A 22,108-nucleotide genomic window follows, 5' to 3' on the forward strand; every position below is an offset into this window, starting at 1 on the left:
GATTTTTTCTTCTAAAAGGAGGAAATTTAGTAAAGGTTTCAATATATTAGGAATCTTTAGAGTTTAAATGCCATTCGAATGATATTACATTCCAAGGCAACTGGTAGGGCTTTTATTTTCCTATTCTTTTTACATAGTTAAAAGCCAGGCTCCACACCTGGCTTAAATCCTTCCTATTTTTTCGCTGTTAACGTAGCAAGCATCGTCTCTGCTGACGTAATCTCTACACCCTGATAATAGTGCTTCACGATTTCCTTGTAGCTCTTTCCTTCCTCCGCCATACCATTGGCTCCATATTGGCTCATACCCACGCCATGACCATTCCCACGTGTGGTGATGATGATATTGTTCCCTTTACGTTCCCATGAAAAATCGGTTGACTGTAAATCAAGTGCTTCACGGATTTCCCTTCCAGTGAGAACTTTGCCACCAATATTCACCTTTGCCACACGCTTCCCTTTGGTGCGGGCAATAATTTTTCCAATCGTGTTACCAGAACCTACTTTTACCCCTAATCTCGCTTCAAAATCCTTAACAGATATTACTTTTTGGCTGTTGAATTTTGGTGAGTTTTTATCCCACGGGCTCGCCACACTTCTCAAATAAGGAATCGTGCCTGGCCAGTAATCCTCCGAATTTTCCGTGTAGCCGTTACTAGTAGAAAAGAACGCAGCATCAATCGGCTTGCCTTCATAAGTAATGATTTGCCCGCTTGTCGCTTGGACCGCCTCTACGATCTTTTTCCTTTTCCATTCATAATCCTTCCCCCATGCTTTGCGCTGATCATCATCGCTCATATACACTTGATGGGCTTGCGTATCCGTCACTTGCGCCCCTTTTGCTTGGGCTGCTTTTGGGACACCTTTATTATTATTGGTCATCAATCGATTTACGATATACGTTCTTGCTGTTAGAGCCTGAGCCTTTAACGCTTCCTCATTGAATTCAGCCGGCATTTCGGCTGCAACTACTCCCACGAGATACTCATCTAATTGGACATTTTCAATCTTCGATGTCTCCGATCGAAAGACGGCCACTTCCACCGCTTGATCTGCCATAGGCTCCGCCTTTTCAGATGCTTGAGACTTCGAAAGATCCTCACCCAATTTGCCACTCGCCTTCTCACTCGAAAACGGCAGAACAAGCACAGCGGGAATCACTAAGGTCAAGGCAATAAGAAAAGATACTAGTACGATGAATGGTTTGATTTTCTTCATGATTGTGCCTCCAGTATGTCAAATTCACAGCCCACCATAATCCGGGTTGCGTTCTCACTAACAACATATGGAAGGGGACAAGCATTTATTACAGATTTTTATAAAATGGTGTCAGGCACAACTCATAGAGAAATCACTCATTTTATCTATGTGGAATGGGCAGCCATGCATTTACGGGACGTCCCAAAAAATTGACCACCAAGCTTTTGTTACTCGAAGATATCTTGCTAATAGGACGCTTGCACAAATCTATTTTTGAAATTTCTAAGCAAATAAAAACAGGACCCGTATACCAGGCCCCGTTGCTTCGGATTTTTCAAATATGATGTATTATATGGATCTCCGTTATAGGTCAGGACCTCCTTCTTCATGAAGGAGTCATCACCCATCATAACGACATTCATTTAAGCATTCATATCTGTCACGTATTTTGGTAGTTCGACAAATGATTCTTCCACATCGTTCACGCGTTCAATGTCGGCACCTAGAGCTGCTAGCTTTTCGTGGAAGTTCACGTAGCCACGGTCCAGATGCTTTAATTCTGTCACGCGTGTAACACCTTCAGCAACTAGCCCGGTCAAAATTAAGGCAGCCGCTGCACGAAGGTCTGTTGCAGCCACTTCAGCTCCCTGTAAATTAGAAGGTCCATTCAATATTACCGAACGGCCTTCAATTTTAATATCAGCATTCATGCGACGGAATTCTTCTACATGCATGAAGCGATTCTCAAATACCGTTTCCGTAATCATCGAAGTTCCCTCTGCACAAAGCAATAACGCCATCATTTGTGATTGCATATCCGTTGGGAAACCAGGATGTGGCATTGTTTTAATATCTACTGCCTTTAAACGTTCAGGCCCGATAACCCGAATACCATCCTCTTCTTCGATAATCGTTACACCCATTTCCTCCATTTTTGCAATCAATGAAGATAGGTGCTCCGGAACAGCTCCTCTCACAAGTACATTTCCGCCCGTAATCGCTGCAGCCGCCATAAACGTTCCCGCTTCGATTCGGTCAGGAATAATTGTATGTTCCGCGCCAGTCAACTTGTCGACACCTTCAATCCGAAGAGTTCCAGTGCCAGCACCTTTTACCCGCGCGCCCATTTTATTCAAGAAATTTGCTAAATCTACAATTTCCGGTTCTTTTGCCACATTCTCGATGATCGTCGTACCCTCAGCTAGAGTCGCCGCCATCATAATATTTTCTGTAGCCCCTACACTTGGGAAATCTAAATAAATTTTTGTTCCTTGAAGGCGACCTTCGACTTCCGCCTCAATGAAGCCATTTCCAACCTTCACCTTTGCACCCATAGCCTCAAAGCCTTTTAGATGCTGGTCAATTGGGCGGGATCCAATCGCACAACCACCAGGTAGGGCTACACGGGCACGGCCATTGCGTGCCAATAATGATCCCATCACAAGTACAGAAGCTCTCATTTTTCGAACATATTCAAATGGTGCCTCCTCTTTCAGCACTCGAGATGCATCCACAATCACTGTATTATTGTCAAACTGAACATCAGCGTTCAAATGGCGTAAAACTTCATTTATTGTGTATACATCGGAAAGCGTAGGCACATCACGTATCACACTTTTTCCATCACTTGCTAATAATGTTGCAGCGATAACAGGCAGGACGGCGTTCTTTGCACCTTCCACTTTAACCGTTCCATAAAGCCTTTTTCCGCCGCGGACGATAATCTTTTCCAAGAGTATTCCCCTCCGCGTCCATTTTCTCTATATTAATATTCAATCGTAATGATAGGGGTTCCTACAACCACTGTAGTCTGACCACCCAATCGTTCGGAGCGTATGCCAATTTGCAAATTTATGTTATTTTTTGTATCTATGATGTCTGAGAACCATGGCGACGTTGCCGAAACAGACATGAAATTCTCCTCTTTTAACGCTTCGATCTCTTTAGCATCAAAACGAGATAATAACTGATCCAGTTTTGATGATAAAACCGTATCAATCTTATCACCTGCAATGCCTTTCATACAAGAAAAAACTGTAGGATTTCCTTGAAATATGTCTTCTAGCCTATTTTTCCAAGTATCATCCTCTAAAAAGGCCGCTGAAGACTCATTCCAGTCCTTTCCTGTCACACTATATATGATATACGCATTGATTGGTTGTTTTGTGTGGGTCGCCAAGAATTGAAGCTTTTCCGTGTGGTGATTAGATGCTGGAGATACTGCTGTCACTTCCCATTTCTGATTGGTGGATGTGAACGTCCAATTCCAATCAGGAAACTTTCGCTTAAGCTCATCTGCTAAATTCTTAACGTCCTTTTCATTTTTCAGGCCTGTCACAACTTCACGTGCATAGAAAGACCATTCCTCGGGTAAAATATTTTCGGCTTGCATGATGGCACCAATTTTGGCCAAGTCCGATTTTTTTTGGATAAACTCCCCGCGGATGTCTTGTTCATGAAGTGTATTGGAATGAAAGGCTCCATTCCTTGCCGAGTCACCATTTTCAATACTATCTGTATTTTCAGGCATTGCAGCAAACAAGCCGCTAAGTTTTGTTGATAAATCTAGGCCGGTATGTGCCTCAGTAGCTCTATTCCCTATCACAACCAGAAAAAAACAAATAACTGCAATAAAATAAAAATATGTTGTCCAATCTCTTTTCATCGTCTCTTCTCCCCCTTACTACCATTGTTTCCAAGGAGAAGGAGAGCATACTTGGGAAATGTCGTCACTTTTAGACATTTTCAAGCACCAAAAAGAGATGTTCTTTTTTCGGTTTACGTGATAGATTTCACATTGACAGCTATGCAGTAATACGTCTGACAAGTAAAGAAAATTGGTTCACATAAGGTAGATTGTACTCAATATCCGCTAAGTTTGGAATATGTACCAAGTACTAAATTTTTTCCAGTTAGGTGTTTTGTAAAAGGAATGGTAATTGTTTCGACCATTGCAGATAATCAAGAAAAAAATTACCAACCAAAGATCCAATGACAATGGCTAATAATACATACAACAAACGTGCTTGAAACACATGGTTTGGTTTCAGCAGTTTGTCGAGTCTCAAGGCTTGCAACGCCCACCAAGAAATGGCGATTGTCACAAGATGCATCAATATGCTTACTAACGCAATTTGGCCGAATTCATTCATCCACTTGCCCTCCTTTTGCAAACCATTCTTATTGTATCACAGACAAGTGAAAAAGGTAACTTATTCATACTAGTTATCCAAAGATTTTTTTCCAATTTTTCACAATGAAAAATAGCATTCTTAAAGAGATTTTCTCATCCTTGTCACTTCGATGGTGAAGCATTCTAAGCGTTGAAACCACTTGTCTAGTACCACCTAGTTCCCTCTTACACAATAGCATTCTTTATGTTAATGAAATTCTAGCTTTATTTTTTCACTAAAAAATCATAGACGCAATTCTCTTCATTGACATGAGTGTTCCATTCCGCTGTATGAAACCTCCCCCTTTTCTCTTCTAATAAATTCCATTTCTTCCACCTAAAAAATAGCCCTATATCAAGCACATAAAACAAAAAGAAGGGATGAAACCCCTTCTTTCTTCATATTAAATATCCCTATATTGAACCGTAGTGTTAGCACTGCGGCGATATCGAGAACCCCCCCATGTTCCAAATCGCCGCACTGTCCACATTACAAGGACAAATCCCCCAAATTGCCCATGAGTAGTGCCTGACACCTAACTAAAAAAGTCATCAATAATGTTTAAGTTGTTATGCATAAAGTCAAGGGCCGTATTTGGAAAAATTCCAAACCATATCGAGCCGACCACGGTAATAATTAAAACAACTAAAATTCCGAATGGTATATGGAATTTGCTTGTATCAGCTGCCGGACGGAAGAATATTTGAGTCATCACGCCAAAATAGTAGAAGTAGGATATGACCGTAGTCGCTATCATAATGGAAGCAAGCACATAATGTCCTTCCGTAGCAAATGCCCCCATAAAGATGTTCAACTTACCAATAAAGCCCGCTGTGCCTGGGAATCCCGCTAAGGAAATCAACAAGATCCCCATTGCTACAGCAAGCCATGGTGATCGTCTATATAACCCCGCAAAATCTGTGATTTTTTCTGATCCTGTTTTTCCTGCCACTACCTGTATCACCGCAAACACACCGAGGTTCATGAGTAAGTAAGCAAGCAGGTAAAACCAGATTGAATAGAACATATTAGATGATAATGTAGTTACAGCTACAAGCAAGTATCCTGCGTGTGCAATACTGGAATAGGCAAACAAGCGTTTAATATTTGTCTGCTTCAAGGCCACCACATTTCCAATAATCATCGTTGCCCCCGCAATTACCGCAATATAGTCCTGCATATCCAATAAGAGTGGAACTGAACCAGGGCCCTCTGTCGCTGCAGCCCCAAAGACGGTTAACAAAATTCGAATGACTATGACAAAGCCGGCCGTTTTGGAAACTACGCTTAAGAATGCTGTAACCGGTGTTGGTGCACCTTGATATACGTCCGGTGCCCACATATGGAATGGTGCCGCCGCTAGTTTAAACGCTAAACCTACTAAAATCATCAAAAACGAAATTCCTAGTAAATAGACGTGCTGGCTGTCCATTAATACAGATAGCTGTGCAGCGATATCTAACAAGTTTGTTGTACCTGTTAACCCATAAACATAGCTCATCCCGAACAACGCAATAGCAGAGGAAATACTACCATTAATGACGTATTTCATTGCAGATTCGTTGGACTTCAGGTTGTTTTTACGAATACCAGCTAATATATAAGAAGAAATAGATAGCAATTCTAAGCCGATATAAAGAGTAATAAGATCACCACTGGAAGTCATGATCATCGTGCCAAGCAAGGCCGTTAAGAACAAATAGTAAAACTCACCTTTGTAATTTTCTAATCCTTCCTTCGCCTCGTGGCTGACCGCAAGAAACATCACTAATCCTGCGCCTGCCAACAAGAGCAATTTAAAGGCAATAGCAAAGCTATCCAAACGGAACGTATCATCGAGTATCGATTCAACCGATCCGCCGGCCAAACTAGCAGTGGTAACCATTGCAGCAAAAATCGCTGCCAAACCGATCCAACCTAGAATTTTTCGATCCATTGTTTTTGGCATAAATAAATCAAAGATGGTTAAAAGAGCGATCACAACTAGGATGATGAACTCCGGTGTCATGATGCCCCAGTTGTATGATAGTAATGTATCAAGACTCATCCTTCATCACCCTCCTAACCCAAGCATGATAGTCTCAAGTGTGGCTTGAAGCGGTGAGCTAAGGACACTTGGGTAAACACCTATTAACACGATTAACAACATGAGAACAATTACTGGAACATATTCCACACCTTTAAGGTCGACGATCGCGTCAAACTTCCGATGAGCTTGAGCAAACGTCATACCAAGAACGGCACGGAGTAAGTAGACGGCTGTCATGATAATACCGATTGTTCCGACAGCGGCAATCCATGGCTGAACCTTAAACAGACCTAAGAACGCCATAAATTCGCTGACAAATCCAGACATGCCTGGTAATCCTAACGATGCCATTGCCCCCGCTAACAAGAAACCAGCGGCAATCGGCATCCCTTTGGCAAGTCCCCCCAAATGATCAATAATGGAAGTCTCGGTGCGCTCATATAAAACCCCAACAAGGAAGAATAATAGCGCTGAGATTAAGCCGTGTGAAATCACTTGGAAAATGGCACCTTGAATACCTGCTTCATTCATCGCAGCTAGTCCAATTAGTACAATTCCCATGTGTGATATTGAGGAATAAGCCAATACCATCTTAAAGTCTGACTGAATAAACGCCAAGAACGCCCCGTAAAGAAGGTTGATGACGCCAAGAATTGCCAGTAAAACAGCAAGCATTTCAAACTGCTCTGGAAAAATTCCCATCCCAAAACGAATTAATCCGTATGCTCCAATTTTTAATAGAATTCCAGAGTGGATCATAACCACTGCCGGCGGCGCTTGTACGTGTACGCGCAACATCCAACTGTGCAGTGGGAAAATTGGTAGTTTTACGCCAAAAGCAATGAGTAATGCAATGAATAGTCCTAGTTTTAAGTCTGCAGAAAGCGGTGCTGTTGGATCTGCGATCATTTGGCTTAATAGCTCCACATTAGTCGTACCCGTTTTCGCAAAAAGAATCATGATGACAATTAACAGAACCGCTGAGCCTAGACCGTTATAAATTAAAAAGCTGTAAGCTGCTTTTTCTTTTTCAAAATAACCCCATTTTCCAATGAGGAAAAACGTTGGGATTAAGGTAATCTCAAAAAATAGGAAGAATAAAATTAAGTTTTCCGCTGTGAATACGCCAAGCATACCCACTTCTAATAGAAGGAACAGCATAAAGAAGCCTTTCCATTCTTTTTTCACATATCGGGCAGCAATAGCGGATAGTGTTGCAACAATCGCTGTCAGAACGACGAGCAACAGCTGAAATCCACTTAAGCCTAGCTCGTAATACACCGAGAAAATAGGCTCGTTCGCATTCATCCCACGGAATTGAATCCACTCAGCTGATACCGAGAAATCAGATAATTTTTTACCAGCTAAATAATGAAAATAGGCTGCTAAGGATAAAACCAATGCCGGTAAAGTAGCCAATAAGCCGACAAGTTTAATTAATTTTTCCTGCGTCTTCGGTAAAAAAGCCAACAGGATAATGCCTAGCAAAGGGGAAAATACTAATGTTGAAAGAACCCAATTCAAATTCATTTTAAGTACCCCCCTGTTAATGCAAAGATGAAAGCGAGCAGCGCAAGTCCAAGAAAGGCAACAGTACCGTACATTTGTGTCTGGCCGTTCTGTAATTTCGATCCTGTTTTTCCTAGCCCGTGAACGAATCCGACCATTCCTTTGGCGACGCCCTCAACAAGGAACGTATCAATGAATCGCAGGAAGTAGCTGATGCCACGTGTTACACTGATAACCGTCAATTGATAAAATTCATCAATGTAATATTTGTTGTAAAGAACAGTATGCAACATGCCACCTTGACCACTAAGCCAGTCGCGAGCAATCGTGCGTTTACCATAGATTAACCATGCCAAATAGATTCCCAATAAAGAGATAACAGTGGCCGCAATCATAATCCAAGATGGGCCTTCCATATGGCCATGACCAAGCACTTCATTGCCGTCTACAAGCCAGTCACCAAGGAATGTACCGAACCATGGTGTGTTGACATAACCGGCAACAATGGCAAGGATGCCAAGAACAACCATTGGTAATGTCATGACTGTTGGTGATTCATGGACATTTTCTTGTAAACCGCGAGCTTCACCAGTAAATACCAGGAAGAACAAGCGGAACATATAAAACGCGGTAAAGAATGCCGCAATGAGCGCAAGTAGGAATAGAACCGGATGGCCCCCTTCCCATGCAGCAACTAAAATTTCATCTTTACTGAAAAAACCGGATAGTCCCGGTACCCCGGCAATCGCCAATGTTCCGATTAAGAATAATGGTCCTGTCAGCCTCAATTTTTTCCAAAGTCCACCCATTTCCTCGATGTTCTGGGTATGTACCGCATGGATAACAGAACCAGCGGCCAAGAACAAGAGCGCTTTGAAGAATGCGTGCGTCATCAAATGGAACACCCCAGCGACATAACCAGCCGAACCAAGTGCAAGCATCATGTAACCAAGCTGGCTTACGGTAGAATAGGCTAGAACTCGTTTAATGTCCGTTTGGACAAGACCAATACTAGCTGCAAAAATGGCCGTAAAGGCACCAATTGTCGCAACAGTTAAAAGGGCTGTTTCGCTCGCAGAGAACAACGGGAAGAGTGCAGCAACCAAGTAGACACCGGCTGCAACCATTGTGGCGGCGTGGATAAGGGCCGATACAGGTGTTGGACCTTCCATCGCATCCGGAAGCCATGTATGAAGCGGAAATTGACCGGATTTACCGATTGCCCCGATAAAGATTAAGATTGCCGTTAATGTAATCATGGTTTGTGATACAGCGCCTGCTTCAATGCTGGCAAAAATTTCGCTGTATTCAAAACTTTTGGTTTGCCAGAATAGAAGAATCATCCCGATCAAAAGGCCCACATCCCCGATCCGAGTCATAATGAAGGCCTTTTTAGCGGCTGCCTTCGCTTCTTCTTTGTAATAATAGAAACCAATTAATAGAAAGGAACCGACACCGACAAGCTCCCAGAAAATGTAGGTTTGCAATAGGTTAGGCGAAAGAACAAGGCCAAGCATTGCAAACGTAAACAGTCCTAAATAAGCATAGAATACCGGGAACCGCTCGTCACCATGCATATAGCCCTTGGAGTATGTATGTACCAAGAAGCTGACAAGCGATACAATAAATAGCATCAATGCATTTAATTGATTCACTTCAAAGCCCGCTGTTAGATGAAAATCTCCTATCGTGAGCCAAGTAAATTGTTCTAAATAAGTCGGCTCTGAAAAGCGTTCAACTAATACTAAAATCGAGAAAACCAGTGACGCAAGTGTAAGAAGAATACCCACATACGCACTCGCCTCCCTTAATCGCTTACCGATAAGAAGAAGAATCAAAAACGATAATAGCGGGAAAAGCGGTATAAGCCATGCATTTTCCATCAAATTATCATCCTTTGTTGCGAGCAGTGCAGGCAACGTCTGCCTGACCACCCGAAATTTGATTTAAGGCGGTGCCTGACACCACCCAAATTAGTGATTCTACGGCAAACAATCCTTGCCAAATCCTCACCATCTTCATGTCCGCCCTAAATAGCCATGAACTTGAACATTATTAACACTTTAGTTTTTCATAGTGTCCATATCGTCAATGTTGACGGTCTTGCGGTTGCGGTACAGGGCCATGAGGATGGCGAGACCAACTGCTGCTTCGGCGGCGGCAACGGCCATTGCGAATAGGGCAAAGACTTGCCCGGTAATGGATGGTGCCATGCCGTATTTGCTGAAGGTGACAAGGTTGATATTCACTGCGTTCAGCATCAATTCAATGGAGATCAAAACAATCACTGTATTTTTCTTTGTCAATGCACCGAATAATCCGATACAGAATAAGATGAGTGCTAGTGCCAAGAAGGCTGAAGCTGGAACTGAGCTCATTCCTTATCTGCCTCCTTATCTTCTCGTTTGGCCAAGATAATGGCGCCGACTAACGCGGCTAAAAGTAATACTGATACTAATTCAAACGGAATAATAAATTTCGTATAAATGGCTTTCCCTATTTCCATCGTATTGTTTTCATGTAAAGCGGATGGTACCTGTTCAATTGGAAAATTATAAATGCCTACGTATACCGCAAAGGCAAATCCAATAACCCCTAAAAACAGCAGAATTTTTTTCCACTTGCCTCCCTTTGATTCACTCTCATCATCATATGGTTTCGTCAGCATGATTCCGAACAACATGATGATGGTGATCGCTCCTGAATAAATTAATATCTGTACAGCCGCAACAAATTCCGCTGATAAAAGAATATATATGCCTGCAATGCTGACAAACGTAAAGATGAGTGCCACGACCATGTGTACGACTTTATTCAGGTTGAGCAAGAGAACACCGCCAATAATTGCCACAAGCGCCAGGCCCATAAATGCGAAAAATTCGCCTGAAATTGTCACGGTTTATTCACCTGCCGTACGTTTTCATCATTTTCATCCAAATATTCAAGGTTTTTAAATAACATGTCCCGGCTGTATTCAGCAAGCTCAAAGTTGTTGGTCATGACGATGGCCTCTGTCGGACAAACCTCCGTACATAGGTCACAAAGGATACAAATCTCAAAGTTAATATCATAGGTGTCAATGATTTTCCCTTTTTTCGTCGGGTCTGGATGTTTTTTACCTGTCAAATTGATACATTCAGTCGGACAAATGTTCATGCATTGATTACAAACGATACATTTTTCCGGATAAAACTTTTGAATCCCACGGAACCGATCCGGCAGTGGTAACGGCTCATTCGGATAATCATATGTTACCTTCTCACGCGATAACTGTTTTAGGGTATACTTCAAACCTTTAGCTAATCCAAGCACGTTTTTCACCCCTTTAAATTAGGTTTCCATTCAAACACATAGCGGATGCCCTAGTAAATCAAAATACGTTTACCACGTCCACTTCTTACGGACAATGTCCATAATGGTGCCTGACACTTTTTAAAAGAACAAGGACTTAATCAATGCCGTTAAGAAAATATTTCCTAACGCAATTGGAAGGAGTACTTTCCAAGCAAATTCCATGAGTTTGTCGGCACGCATCCGCGGGAATGTGCTTCGTAGCCATAAGTAGACAAATAGTACGAAGAAGAATTTAATTGAGAACCAAACTGATCCTGGGATGAAGTCCAAGAATCCGAATGGTGCCATCCATCCACCAAGAAATAGTACGGTAATTAATGCTGACATGGCAAAAAGATATACATATTCAGCTAGCATGAAGAATGCCCAACGGAAACCGGTATATTCCGTATGGTATCCAGCAACCAGTTCAGACTCTGATTCTGGAAGGTCAAACGGCGTCCTGCTCAATTCAGCAACAGATGCGATAAAGAATACAATAAAACCAATTGGCTGTAGTAAAATAAACCAGCCATTTTTCTGTGCCTCTACAATCTCATTTAAATTTAAACTTCCTGACAGAAGAATAACCCCAAGAACTGACATGACTAGCGGGATTTCATAAGAAATCATCTGCGCGGTTGCACGAGCGCCCCCCAATAGGGAATATTTATTGTTTGAAGCCCATCCACCTAGCAAAACACCGAATACAGTCATGCCGGAAATGGCAACATAATAGAGCAATCCGACATTTAAATCAGCAAATTGGAAATTCTCCGTAAATGGAATGGTTGCCAAAACCATAAACGATGGTGCAAAGGCAATTATTGGTGCCAGAATAAATAGTGGACGGTCAGCCAATTTTGGAATAATATCTTCTTTTAATAAAAGCTTTAGAACGTCAGCAACGGTTTGAAGCAAACCCCAACGGCCACCGACTTGGTTTGGTCCATGACGGAGTTGGATGTACCCCATCACCTTCCGTTCCGCCAAAATGGAAAAGGTAACAAACCCTAACACGATTAAGAGTAAGACAAGTCCTAAGATGAAGAAGATGACAAAGTTGCCCAAACCGGGACTCGACTGCAGCATATCTTGAATCATTAGCCATCCACCTCTCCTAGAACAATGTCAATTGCTCCTAAAATCGCGATCATGTTAGCGATATTTTCACCGACTAACAGCTTCGGTAAGATTTGCAAGTTATAGAAGGAAGGTCTTCTAAACTTTAAGCGATACGGTTCTTTTTTCCCGTCGCTGTAAATGTAGCAGCCGATTTCCCCGCGTGGCGACTCAATGCGAACGAAGGCTTCCCCTTTTGGAGGTTTAATAATTTTTGGCACCTTCGCCATGATGTCACCTTCTGCCGGAAATTGCTCACACGCCTGCTCCAAAATTTTTAAAGACTCCTCAATTTCCTCAAGACGGCATTGGTAACGAGCCCATGCATCTCCTGTTTCTCTTGTCGGTACATTAAATTCAAAACGATCATAGATTGAATATGGCTCATCTTTGCGAAGATCCCATTTTACGCCCGTACAGCGTAAGTTGACTCCACTTAATGAATATTGAATGGCCTCTTCTTTTGTATACTTTCCTATCCCTTTTACGCGATTTAAAAAGATTTCGTTTCCTGTTACAAGGTTGTGGTACCCTTTTAACTGTTCACGCATATAAGGGACGAAATCTTTAACTTTTTCAATCCAACCATCTGGTGCATCCCACTTCACGCCACCGACACGCATATAGTTAAAGGTCAAACGAGCGCCTGAAAGCTCATTTAACATATTGATAATCATCTCACGTTCACGGAACGCATAAATGAATGGACTCGTCGCCCCAAGGTCCAGCAGGTATGTACCCCACCAAACAAGGTGGCTTGCAATCCGCCCAAGTTCCATAGCAATGACACGCAAGTATTCTGCCCGTTCCGGCACCTGAATCCCCATCATTGTTTCCACTGCATGGCAGATGACATAATTGTTGGTCATTGCTGATAGGTAGTCCATTCGGTCGGTATAAGGAATGATTTGTGTGTATTGCAAGTTCTCAGCTATTTTCTCTGTCCCGCGGTGCAAGTAGCCGATGACTGGCGTTGCTTCGGTAATAATTTCTCCATCCAGTTTTACCACGAGCCGGAATACGCCGTGGGTACTTGGATGCTGGGGACCGACGTTTAGTATCATTTCTTCTGTTCTGATCATTGGCTACACCTCCACATCATACGGCTCATAATCTTTTCTCAGTGGATGGCCAACCCAATCTTCTCCAAGAAAAATTCGATGTAAATTCGGATGTCCGATAAACTTTATGCCAAGTAAATCATATGCTTCACATTCAGGCCAGTCAGCCCCCGCCCAAATTGGCTGCAAGGATTCGATTGTCGGGTCATCACGGTCAATCTTCGTTTTAAAAGCGACCGATTGTCGGTTTCGGTATGAATACAAGTGAACATACACTTCCATATGGGTTTCAAAGTCCGTTCCATGAAGCTCTGACAGGTAATCAAACCCTAAAAGCTCATTATATTTTAAAAATTGTGCCAGTTTAAAATAGTATTCTCTCTTTACCACAAGGGTCGGAACATCTTTGGATAATTTATTAATATAGGAATCTTCCAAAACTTCCGTACCCATGTTTTCTTCAATGACTTTTAAGTACTTATCTAAATATTTCTGATTTGGTGAAGGCGTTGCTTCCGCTTCTGGTTCAGCTCCAGCTGCCTTTCCTCCTTTTGCCACTAAGGCTGCTTTTGCCTTGGCTGCAGCTGCTGCTTTCGCTTTCGCCGCTGCAATGGCTTTTGCCTTTTCATCATCCGAAGTTGCTCCACCAGCCTCACGAGCTGCCTTTGCTTTTGCTGCTGCCGCCGCTTTCGCTTTCGCTGCTGCGGCCGCCTTTGCCTTGGCTGCGGCTATTGCTTTTGCTTTCGCATCATCTCCATCATCTGCTACTGCTCCTTCCGTTTTTCCTCCGCCTGCAGCAAGTTCCATCGCCTTCCGTTTTGCCGCTGCCGCCGCTTTTGCTTTCGCTACGGCTGCGGCTTTTTTCTTTGCGAGGTCATCAGCTTCTGTCGTCTCTTTTGCTGCTGGTGATTCCGACTCTACTGCCGCCTCATCAACCATTCCTTCGCGTTTCTTCTTCGCTAACGCTGCTGCTTTTGCCTTTGCTGCGGCCGCGGCTTTTTTCTTCGCAAGGTCATCAGCTTCTGTCGCCTCTTTTGCTACTGGTGATTCCGACTCTACTGCCGCCTCATCAACCATTCCTTCGCGTTTCTTCTTCGCTAACGCTGCCGCCTTTGCTTTCGCTGCGGCTGCCGCTTTCTTTTTAGCCAAATCATCAGCATCAGGCGTTTGCGCTTGAGTTGGCTCTTCTGATTTCGGCGCTTCCTCCTGCTTTGCGGCCATTTCCTTCGCCTTGCGCTTTGCCATTGCTGCTTTCGCCTTTTCTGCAGCCTCTCGCTTTAACTGTTCGAGATCTTTCTCCTCGCTCATTTATTATGTCACCTTCTTCCCAGTCTTCGCTTCATATCGAATTTTTTCCTTTAATTTATTAATTCCATAAATTAAAGCTGCTGGGTTTGGAGGACAGCCAGGAATGTATACATCAACAGGTACGATCTGGTCAACACCCTTAACAACGGAATAGGACTTTATATAAGGACCTCCTGCCGTTGCACAGGAACCCATGGCAATGACCCACTTCGGCTCCGGCATCTGATCGTATAGACGACGTAAAATCGGTGCCATTTTTTTCGTCACTGTACCTGAAACAATCATACAGTCCGATTGTCTTGGCGAAGGACGGAAAAACGAGCCAAAACGGTCTAAATCATAGTGGGCGGCCCCTACACCCATCATTTCTATTGCACAACAGGCCAGACCAAATGTTACGGGGTACAGTGAACTACTTCGCGCCCAGGCCTTCACTTGCTCTAACGTAGTCAAAAATACATTCTGCTTTAACTCTTCCATTTCTTGAGGGGAAATTCCTTCTAATTTTAAATCCATCGTAGCACCTTCTTCTTCCAAGCATACACTAAGCCAATGAGTAGCATGACTACGAAAATTAACATTTCGATCAGTGCAAACACACCAAGCTTGTCATAGGCAACCGCCCATGGATATAAAAACACGGTTTCTACATCAAAAATGACAAACATAAGGGCAAAAATATAATAGCGGACATTGAACTGTACACGTGAATCGTGAAATGGCTCAACACCGCTCTCATATGTGGTTAGCTTCGCCTCACTTGGCTTATGAGGACGCAGTAGCTTCCCTAAATATAACGCTACCACTGGCAGCAATACCCCAAGACATAGGAACACAAAAACAATCAGATAATTATTCTGATATATATTCAAAAGTTCCATGTCTATCCCCCTCCAATGTTAAAAATTTTCATACTAATGAAACTGTAACCGAATACATTATAGCATTGTTACAATCTTGTGTCGACAAAGCAATAACTATTTATTGGAATTCTATACTCCTAAAGTTTCCAATTTTCCCCCTTACCACTAACCTCAAATATAAAGTAGTGAATTTTTCGAACTTTAGAGGCATGGGACTAGTATTTCAATAATTTTTATTTTTATAGACACAGATTGAACGAAATCCCCATCCCCTTTCTCATCATCCATGCCAACGAATTCATAGCAAGCAATATTAAATAATAAAACTAGACAAATGTCAGTGAGATTTGTCATAAATCATTCAAAGAATTTTTTGAAAAAAATTTTTCATTCACCTTCACTTTTGAATGGTCATTTCCTTACCATCATATTCATCCCACGTTCTCTTTATTTTTATATCTTAAGTTTTTAATAAAAATGAAAAAACCCCTTCCAGATAGCCAAATAAAGACTACCCAGAAAGGGGATTGCATTACTTATAAAAATTTATTTCTTTTCCGATACGGCGAGGCGATTGATAGCTCGGCGCAGTGCAAGCTCAGCACGTTTGAAGTCAATATTCTCTTGCTGCTGGGCTCGAAGGCGCTTCTCAGCTCGTTCTTTTGCTCTTTTAGCACGTTCCACATCAATATCAGATGCTTTTTCAGCAGCCTGCGCTAAAACGGTTACTGTATCCGGACGGACCTCTAAAAATCCACCGCTCACAGCTATAATTTCAGTATTTCCGCCCTTTTTTAAACGTACAGAACCAATTTCTAACGGGGCAACCAAAGGAATGTGACCAGGTAAAATCCCTAGCTCACCGCTTTTGGCTTTCGTGCTTACCATTTCCACATCTGATTCATACACCGGGCCATCGGGAGTAACAACATTGACTTTGATCGTCTTCATTTTTTACCCTCCTGGCTCAGATTATACCTCTACGCCCATGCGTTTTGCTTTCTCAACGACTTCTTCAATGCGACCAACAAGACGGAACGCATCTTCAGGAATATGGTCATATTTCCCTTCAAGGATTTCCTTAAATCCACGAACAGTTTCTTTAATAGGTACGTATGAACCTGGCTGACCTGTGAATTGTTCAGCAACGTGGAAGTTTTGAGATAAGAAGAACTGGATACGACGCGCACGGGCAACGACTAACTTATCTTCTTCAGAAAGCTCGTCCATACCGAGGATCGCGATGATATCCTGTAATTCACGGTAACGTTGTAATGTTTGCTGTACTCTACGTGCAACATTGTAATGCTCTTCACCAACGATCTCAGGTGTTAATGCACGAGAAGTTGATGCAAGAGGGTCCACCGCAGGATAGATACCCATCTCAGAAAGCTTACGCTCAAGGTTTGTTGTTGCATCTAAGTGTGCGAATGTCGTAGCAGGTGCCGGGTCAGTGTAGTCGTCAGCTGGTACGTAAATCGCTTGAATAGATGTAACAGAACCTTTTTTCGTAGAGGTAATACGTTCTTGTAACTTACCCATTTCTGTAGCAAGTGTTGGCTGATAACCTACCGCAGATGGCATACGACCAAGTAATGCGGAAACCTCTGAACCTGCTTGTGTGAAACGGAAGATGTTATCGATGAAGAGCAATACGTCTTGACCTTCTTCATCACGGAAATATTCAGCCATTGTCAAACCAGTTAAAGCAACACGCATACGTGCTCCTGGTGGTTCGTTCATCTGACCGAATACCATCGCTGTTTTATTGATAACACCTGAATCACTCATTTCATGGTAAAGGTCGTTCCCTTCACGAGTACGCTCCCCTACACCGGCAAATACGGAAATACCACCGTGCTCTTGAGCGATATTGTTAATTAACTCCTGAATTAATACGGTTTTACCTACACCAGCACCACCGAACAGACCGATCTTACCACCTTTAATGTATGGAGCAAGAAGGTCAACTACTTTAATACCTGTCTCTAAGATTTCTACCTCAGTAGAAAGATCTTCAAATTTTGGTGCTTCACGGTGAATGGAATCTCGGCGTGCCGTTTCAGGTACATCCTCTTTTAAGTCAATTGGTTCACCTAATACGTTAAATACACGGCCTAGAGTCGGTTCCCCAACTGGAACTGAAATCGGCTTACCTGTATCAATAACTTCTAAACCGCGAGTTAATCCATCAGTTGAGGACATCGCGATTGTACGAACTGTATCATCACCTAAATGAAGGGCTACTTCAAGGGTTAAGTTGATATCAACTTCTGACGCATTTTGCGCTTTGCGGACAACTTTTAATGCATTATAGATCTCTGGCAGATGACCATTTTCAAACTTAACGTCAACAACCGGACCCATGATCTGAAGAACGCGTCCTTTGCTCATCATTTTCCCTCCTAACTTACTTTATAAAACAAAAAAACCGGACATAAGTGTCAGGCACCTTCAACCAATAAATATAAAAAGGTGTCAGGCACGATAAAACTATTCTAACGCTGCGGCACCGCCAACAATCTCAGTGATTTCCTGTGTAATCGCTGCTTGGCGCGCACGGTTGTAACTAAGTGTATAGTTGCGAATAAGTTCGTTTGCGTTATCGGTTGCGTTTTTCATTGCTGTCATGCGAGCGGCGTGCTCACTAGCTTTACTGTCAAGAAGCGCACCGTAAATTAAGCTCTCTGCGTATTGCGGCAGGAGAACATCAAGAATTTCTTCCGCACTTGGCTCAAATTCATAGGAAGTAAGCTTTTGCTCCGATGTGCGTAAATCCGTTAATGGGAGAAGCTTTTTCTCGGTTACTTCCTGGGAAATCGCACTAATATAGTGACTGTAGTAAATATAAATTTCATCGAATGTGCCGTCTGTGAACATCCCAACGGTTGAGCTAGCAAGTTCTTTAATATCAGCAAAGCTCGGCTGGTCAGAAATCCCGATGATATCCTTGATCACGTTATAGCCTTTCTTGACAAAGAAGTCACGACCCACACGTCCGATGGCGATAATTGCAAACTCATCATTCGATTTGTGTCGGCTTTGGATTGTTTGATAGACACGGCGGATGACGTTACTATTGTAAGCACCGGCCAATCCTCGGTCAGATGTGATGACGACATATCCGGTCTTCTTGACTGGACGTGAAATGAGCATCGGATGAACAGCTCCACCTGCTCCACCTGCGATAGACGCTGTTACCTCCTGGATCTTCTCCATATAAGGAACAAACGTTTTCGCTTTCATGACACCGCGGTTCCACTTAGCAGCCGAAGTCATCTCCATCGCCTTTGTAATTTGACTCGTCTTTTTCGTCGAATTGATACGAGTTTTTATATCACGTAATGAAGCCATAGGTTCTCACCACCCTCATTCAAAGAATGTCTGGTTTCGGCGGCTGTGCACCCCCATCAGGAATATTTCGATCCCCGATGGAGGTGCTGACACCGATACCGTTCCAATTGTCAGACCATCAATTATTCAGAAGCAGCAAACGTCTTTTTGAAAGCGTTAATTGCTTCAGCCATGTCTTTGTCGGACGGAAGGTCCTTCGTTTTGGTGATATGGTCTAACAGATCTTTGCGGTTGTGGTCTAACCAATTTAGGAATTCAGATTCAAAACGGCGAATATCCTGTAATGGAATGTCATCTAGGAAACCGCGTGTTAATGCATAAAGGATTGCTACTTGTTTTTCAACAGGAAGCGGTTTGTGAAGATCTTGTTTAAGAACTTCAACTGTACGTGCACCGCGAGCAAGTTTTGCTTGAGTAGCCTTATCAAGGTCAGAACCGAACTGAGCAAATGCTTCTAACTCACGGTAGGAAGCAAGGTCAAGACGCAATGTACCTGAAACCTTTTTCATCGCCTTGATCTGTGCAGAACCACCTACACGAGATACGGAAAGACCTGCGTTGATTGCCGGACGAACACCGGAGAAGAATAGGTCAGATTGTAAGAAGATCTGTCCATCCGTGATAGAGATTACGTTTGTTGGGATATAAGCAGAAACGTCCCCTGCTTGTGTTTCAATAAATGGTAGTGCTGTGATAGAACCACCACCAAGTGAATCATTTAACTTCGCTGCACGCTCAAGTAAGCGGCTGTGTAAGTAGAATACATCCCCTGGGTAAGCTTCACGACCTGGAGGACGGCGAAGTAATAGGGAAAGCTCACGGTATGCTGCCGCTTGCTTAGATAGATCATCATATACAATTAAGACATGTTTACCTTGGTACATGAATTCTTCTGCCATCGCAACACCTGAATATGGTGCTAAGAATAATAGCGGTGCAGGTTGTGATGCAGATGCAGATACAACGATGGAGTATTCTAATGCGCCATGCTTGCGAAGGGTTTCAACCGCATTACGAACAGTAGACTCCTTTTGACCGATGGCAACATAGATACAGATCATGTCTTGGCCTTTTTGGTTCAAAATGGTATCGATCGCAACAGATGTTTTACCTGTTTGACGGTCACCGATGATTAACTCACGCTGACCACGGCCAATAGGCACAAGTGCGTCAATTGCTTTAATACCTGTTTGAAGCGGCTCATGAACGGACTTACGAGCCATTACGCCTGGAGCAATTTGCTCTACTGGGCGAGTTTTTGTTGTATTGATTGGACCCATGCCATCGATTGGCTGTCCTAATGGGTTTACTACACGTCCAATTAGTTCCTCACCAACCGGAACCTCCATGATGCGTCCTGTACGGCGAACCTCGTCACCTTCACGAATGTCCGTAAAAGGTCCAAGGATGATAATACCGACGTTATTTTCTTCTAGGTTTTGTGCCATACCCATAACGCCGTTTGAGAATTCAACAAGTTCTCCTGCCATGACATTGTCAAGGCCATGAACACGTGCGATACCGTCACCAACAGAGATAACAGTACCAACATCAGATACTTGAATTTCTGCCTGATAGTTTTCGATCTGCTTTTTTATCAGGGCACTAATTTCTTCAGCTTTGATGCTCATGAGTTTCACCCCTATCTCAAAAATCTTAACCTAGCAGTTTACGTTCTAGACGTTCCAGCTTACCGCGCAATGATCCGTCATATATACGATTTCCGATACGTAGCTTTAATCCGCCAAGCAAATCGGAATCTACGATATTTTCAATCTTAAGTGAGCTTTTGCCTACTTTTGCAGCAAAAACAGCTGATAATGCCTCACGTTCTTCATCCGTTAACGCACGTGTGCTGTAAACTTTTGCTTCAGCAATACCCATTTCTTCATTTGCTAACTCAATAAATTGATTCGCCACTTCCACAATTTCATTTGCACGGTGACGGTCAATAAGTAGTAAAAGCGTGTTAAGTACATACGGATTAACTGTTGCAAATGCCTGCTTGACTACTTCTTTTTTCTTCTCTATTGTTAGTCTAGAAGATTTTAGAACGGCCCTTAACTCCGGCGTGTATTGAATCACTTCTTTGACGACGCGAAGTTCCTCCTCAATCACTCCAAGAAGCTGCTGTTCTTTCGCAATTTGTAAAAGTGCTGATGCATAGCGCTTCGCTACCATGGAGTTACTCATCGGATATCTCCCGCCTCTTGAATGTATTCATTAATGAGCTTGTCCTGATCTTCAGCACTCAACTCTTTTTCAATCACTTTAGAGGCAATTAATACAGATAAGTGAGCCACTTGTTCACGAATGGCTGCAACCGCTCTTTCCTTCTGTTGCTCAATTTCCAGCTTCGCACCTTCTTTTAAGCGCTCAGCTTCTGCACGAGCTGCAGCTATGATTTCTTCACGCTGCACATCGCCTTGCTTTTTCGCATTTTCTATAAGGTTTTGCGCTTCAGTTCGCGCTTCTTTTAATAGATTGCGTTGTTCTTCTAGTAATTTCTCTGCTTCTTTACGGCTGTTTTCTGCTGCAGTAATTTCTCCTGCCACGTACTCTTCCCGTTGCTTCATGATGCCCATTAATGGACCCCAAGCATACTTCTTAAGTAATGCCATCAAAATGATAAACATAAGTAGCTGGAATACAATATCACCAGTATTAATACCCTCGTGACTTGCTGCAGCCCCAAGTAATAATCCGCTTGTTAACACCTCGAGATCACTCCCTTCAAGAGTCATTCCTCTATATCCAATCCATTAATTTTCATTGTTAAAAGATAATATAAGTTACTTGTATCTATTTTAGGTGTTAAGTACCACCTTAGACATAAACGAATGGCGAAGGTTCTCATGAATGATCTTCGCCATCTTTTGACGTCAATTACTATTGATTATTGACCTTGTACCATGAATGCAATTACAACCGCGATGATTGGAATCGCCTCAACTAACGCAACCCCAATGAACATTGTTGTTTGAAGCATACCGCGAGCTTCTGGTTGACGTGCGATACCTTCAACTGTACGAGATACGATAAGACCGTTACCAATACCAGCACCTAGTGCTGCTAAACCAATTGCAATTGCTGCTGCTAAAAGACCCATTGTAAAATTTCCTCCTTAAAATGTATAAATAATTAATTTTTTATAAAA

At 42.8% G+C, this 22,108-nt stretch carries 23 protein-coding genes; all 23 read right to left on the reverse strand.

The features are described from left to right. Positions 1 to 173 precede the first annotated feature (173 nt). The 23 genes from spoIID to atpE all read right to left on the reverse strand — a co-directional run bounded on the left by spoIID (position 174) and on the right by atpE (position 22,060). The gene (gene spoIID, locus G4Z05_RS04845) at positions 174 to 1,217 is read right to left on the reverse strand and encodes a stage II sporulation protein D (protein WP_163250727.1); all 1,044 of its coding nucleotides are present in this window, start codon (positions 1,215 to 1,217) and stop codon (positions 174 to 176) included. 404 nt (positions 1,218 to 1,621) lie between these two features. Further along, on the reverse strand, positions 1,622 to 2,932 hold the full coding sequence (gene murA / locus G4Z05_RS04850) for a UDP-N-acetylglucosamine 1-carboxyvinyltransferase (protein ID WP_163250728.1): 1,311 nt from the start codon (positions 2,930 to 2,932) through the stop codon (positions 1,622 to 1,624). 32 nt (positions 2,933 to 2,964) lie between these two features. Then, positions 2,965 to 3,864 (reverse strand): YwmB family TATA-box binding protein, encoded by a 900-nt coding sequence (locus tag G4Z05_RS04855; protein ID WP_163250729.1) that lies wholly within the window; start codon positions 3,862 to 3,864, stop codon positions 2,965 to 2,967. Between the two features lie 247 nt (positions 3,865 to 4,111). Then, positions 4,112 to 4,351, reverse strand: a complete 240-nt coding sequence (locus G4Z05_RS04860) for a DUF1146 family protein (protein ID WP_163250730.1) — start codon at positions 4,349 to 4,351, stop codon at positions 4,112 to 4,114. A 556-nt stretch (positions 4,352 to 4,907) separates the two neighbouring features. After that, positions 4,908 to 6,419 (reverse strand): NADH-quinone oxidoreductase subunit NuoN, encoded by a 1,512-nt coding sequence (nuoN, locus tag G4Z05_RS04865; protein ID WP_163250731.1) that lies wholly within the window; start codon positions 6,417 to 6,419, stop codon positions 4,908 to 4,910. 6 nt (positions 6,420 to 6,425) lie between these two features. Next, the gene (locus G4Z05_RS04870; RefSeq protein ID WP_163250732.1) at positions 6,426 to 7,931 is read right to left on the reverse strand and encodes an NADH-quinone oxidoreductase subunit M; all 1,506 of its coding nucleotides are present in this window, start codon (positions 7,929 to 7,931) and stop codon (positions 6,426 to 6,428) included. Continuing rightward, a complete protein-coding gene (gene nuoL / locus G4Z05_RS04875) occupies positions 7,928 to 9,796 on the reverse strand; it encodes an NADH-quinone oxidoreductase subunit L (protein ID WP_163250812.1) in 1,869 nt (622 codons plus the stop codon). Before nuoL ends, G4Z05_RS04870 begins: the two co-directional genes overlap by 4 nt. Before the next feature lie 4 nt (positions 9,797 to 9,800). After that, positions 9,801 to 9,926: a hypothetical protein gene (locus G4Z05_RS16605; protein WP_276207627.1), complete on the reverse strand. Its 126-nt coding sequence runs from the start codon at positions 9,924 to 9,926 to the stop codon at positions 9,801 to 9,803. Positions 9,927 to 9,973: 47 nt separating this feature from the next. Next, positions 9,974 to 10,288 carry an NADH-quinone oxidoreductase subunit NuoK gene (gene nuoK / locus G4Z05_RS04880; RefSeq protein WP_038537745.1) on the reverse strand — a complete coding sequence of 105 codons (315 nt, stop codon included), beginning with the start codon at positions 10,286 to 10,288 and terminating at the stop codon, positions 9,974 to 9,976. Next, the gene (locus G4Z05_RS04885; RefSeq protein WP_038537748.1) at positions 10,285 to 10,806 is read right to left on the reverse strand and encodes an NADH-quinone oxidoreductase subunit J; all 522 of its coding nucleotides are present in this window, start codon (positions 10,804 to 10,806) and stop codon (positions 10,285 to 10,287) included. The genes nuoK and G4Z05_RS04885 overlap by 4 nt, the downstream gene beginning before the upstream one ends. Continuing rightward, a complete protein-coding gene (gene nuoI / locus G4Z05_RS04890) occupies positions 10,803 to 11,222 on the reverse strand; it encodes an NADH-quinone oxidoreductase subunit NuoI (RefSeq protein ID WP_038537750.1) in 420 nt (139 codons plus the stop codon). The genes G4Z05_RS04885 and nuoI overlap by 4 nt, the downstream gene beginning before the upstream one ends. Positions 11,223 to 11,342: 120 nt before the next feature. Beyond that, the gene (gene nuoH, locus G4Z05_RS04895; RefSeq protein WP_038537754.1) at positions 11,343 to 12,347 is read right to left on the reverse strand and encodes an NADH-quinone oxidoreductase subunit NuoH; all 1,005 of its coding nucleotides are present in this window, start codon (positions 12,345 to 12,347) and stop codon (positions 11,343 to 11,345) included. Further along, entirely contained in the window at positions 12,347 to 13,447 is a 1,101-nt protein-coding gene (locus tag G4Z05_RS04900; RefSeq protein ID WP_163250733.1) for an NADH-quinone oxidoreductase subunit D, read from the reverse strand. The genes nuoH and G4Z05_RS04900 overlap by 1 nt, the downstream gene beginning before the upstream one ends. 3 nt (positions 13,448 to 13,450) lie before the next feature. Then, positions 13,451 to 14,734, reverse strand: a complete 1,284-nt coding sequence (locus tag G4Z05_RS04905; RefSeq protein WP_163250734.1) for an NADH-quinone oxidoreductase subunit C — start codon at positions 14,732 to 14,734, stop codon at positions 13,451 to 13,453. A gap of 3 nt (positions 14,735 to 14,737) precedes the next feature. Then, entirely contained in the window at positions 14,738 to 15,250 is a 513-nt protein-coding gene (locus tag G4Z05_RS04910) for a NuoB/complex I 20 kDa subunit family protein (RefSeq protein ID WP_038537763.1), read from the reverse strand. Then, complete coding sequence (locus G4Z05_RS04915) at positions 15,241 to 15,615, reverse strand: NADH-quinone oxidoreductase subunit A (protein WP_163250735.1); 375 nt, start codon at positions 15,613 to 15,615, stop codon at positions 15,241 to 15,243. The genes G4Z05_RS04910 and G4Z05_RS04915 overlap by 10 nt, the downstream gene beginning before the upstream one ends. A 528-nt stretch (positions 15,616 to 16,143) precedes the next feature. Next, entirely contained in the window at positions 16,144 to 16,548 is a 405-nt protein-coding gene (locus G4Z05_RS04920) for a F0F1 ATP synthase subunit epsilon (RefSeq protein WP_038537768.1), read from the reverse strand. Positions 16,549 to 16,569: 21 nt separating this feature from the next. Continuing rightward, positions 16,570 to 17,991 (reverse strand): F0F1 ATP synthase subunit beta, encoded by a 1,422-nt coding sequence (atpD, locus tag G4Z05_RS04925; protein WP_038537770.1) that lies wholly within the window; start codon positions 17,989 to 17,991, stop codon positions 16,570 to 16,572. 99 nt (positions 17,992 to 18,090) lie between these two features. Beyond that, entirely contained in the window at positions 18,091 to 18,951 is an 861-nt protein-coding gene (gene atpG / locus G4Z05_RS04930; RefSeq protein WP_163250736.1) for an ATP synthase F1 subunit gamma, read from the reverse strand. A 122-nt stretch (positions 18,952 to 19,073) separates the two neighbouring features. Further along, positions 19,074 to 20,582, reverse strand: a complete 1,509-nt coding sequence (atpA, locus tag G4Z05_RS04935; RefSeq protein ID WP_163250737.1) for a F0F1 ATP synthase subunit alpha — start codon at positions 20,580 to 20,582, stop codon at positions 19,074 to 19,076. A 25-nt stretch (positions 20,583 to 20,607) separates the two neighbouring features. After that, complete coding sequence (locus G4Z05_RS04940; RefSeq protein ID WP_163250738.1) at positions 20,608 to 21,144, reverse strand: F0F1 ATP synthase subunit delta; 537 nt, start codon at positions 21,142 to 21,144, stop codon at positions 20,608 to 20,610. Continuing rightward, positions 21,141 to 21,668, reverse strand: coding sequence for a F0F1 ATP synthase subunit B (locus G4Z05_RS04945; RefSeq protein ID WP_163250813.1), 528 nt, complete (start codon positions 21,666 to 21,668; stop codon positions 21,141 to 21,143). The genes G4Z05_RS04940 and G4Z05_RS04945 overlap by 4 nt, the downstream gene beginning before the upstream one ends. Positions 21,669 to 21,847: 179 nt before the next feature. Further along, on the reverse strand, positions 21,848 to 22,060 hold the full coding sequence (gene atpE / locus G4Z05_RS04950; protein WP_006838507.1) for a F0F1 ATP synthase subunit C: 213 nt from the start codon (positions 22,058 to 22,060) through the stop codon (positions 21,848 to 21,850). Positions 22,061 to 22,108: the final 48 nt, after the last annotated feature.

It is taken from the genome of Neobacillus thermocopriae (genome assembly GCF_010975035.1).
Classification (GTDB): Bacteria; Bacillota; Bacilli; order Bacillales; family Cytobacillaceae; genus Neobacillus; species Neobacillus thermocopriae.

Excerpts from the sequence above, each read along its gene's own strand:
- G4Z05_RS04910 (WP_038537763.1), bottom strand. The coding sequence starts at position 15,250 with ATGGATTTAAAATTAGAAGGAATTTCCCCTCAAGAAATGGAAGAGTTA.
- nuoN (WP_163250731.1), bottom strand. The coding sequence starts at position 6,419 with ATGAGTCTTGATACATTACTATCATACAACTGGGGCATCATGACACCG.
- G4Z05_RS04915 (WP_163250735.1), bottom strand. The coding sequence starts at position 15,615 with ATGGAACTTTTGAATATATATCAGAATAATTATCTGATTGTTTTTGTG.
- G4Z05_RS16605 (WP_276207627.1), bottom strand. The coding sequence starts at position 9,926 with ATGGTGAGGATTTGGCAAGGATTGTTTGCCGTAGAATCACTAATTTGG.
- atpE (WP_006838507.1), bottom strand. The coding sequence starts at position 22,060 with ATGGGTCTTTTAGCAGCAGCAATTGCAATTGGTTTAGCAGCACTAGGT.
- G4Z05_RS04900 (WP_163250733.1), bottom strand. The coding sequence starts at position 13,447 with ATGATCAGAACAGAAGAAATGATACTAAACGTCGGTCCCCAGCATCCA.
- G4Z05_RS04860 (WP_163250730.1), bottom strand. The coding sequence starts at position 4,351 with ATGAATGAATTCGGCCAAATTGCGTTAGTAAGCATATTGATGCATCTT.
- spoIID (WP_163250727.1), bottom strand. The coding sequence starts at position 1,217 with ATGAAGAAAATCAAACCATTCATCGTACTAGTATCTTTTCTTATTGCC.
- G4Z05_RS04855 (WP_163250729.1), bottom strand. The coding sequence starts at position 3,864 with ATGAAAAGAGATTGGACAACATATTTTTATTTTATTGCAGTTATTTGT.
- nuoK (WP_038537745.1), bottom strand. The coding sequence starts at position 10,288 with ATGAGCTCAGTTCCAGCTTCAGCCTTCTTGGCACTAGCACTCATCTTA.
- atpG (WP_163250736.1), bottom strand. The coding sequence starts at position 18,951 with ATGGCTTCATTACGTGATATAAAAACTCGTATCAATTCGACGAAAAAG.
- atpA (WP_163250737.1), bottom strand. The coding sequence starts at position 20,582 with ATGAGCATCAAAGCTGAAGAAATTAGTGCCCTGATAAAAAAGCAGATC.
- G4Z05_RS04920 (WP_038537768.1), bottom strand. The coding sequence starts at position 16,548 with ATGAAGACGATCAAAGTCAATGTTGTTACTCCCGATGGCCCGGTGTAT.
- atpD (WP_038537770.1), bottom strand. The coding sequence starts at position 17,991 with ATGAGCAAAGGACGCGTTCTTCAGATCATGGGTCCGGTTGTTGACGTT.
- G4Z05_RS04870 (WP_163250732.1), bottom strand. The coding sequence starts at position 7,931 with ATGAATTTGAATTGGGTTCTTTCAACATTAGTATTTTCCCCTTTGCTA.
- nuoH (WP_038537754.1), bottom strand. The coding sequence starts at position 12,347 with ATGATTCAAGATATGCTGCAGTCGAGTCCCGGTTTGGGCAACTTTGTC.
- G4Z05_RS04905 (WP_163250734.1), bottom strand. The coding sequence starts at position 14,734 with ATGAGCGAGGAGAAAGATCTCGAACAGTTAAAGCGAGAGGCTGCAGAA.
- G4Z05_RS04940 (WP_163250738.1), bottom strand. The coding sequence starts at position 21,144 with ATGAGTAACTCCATGGTAGCGAAGCGCTATGCATCAGCACTTTTACAA.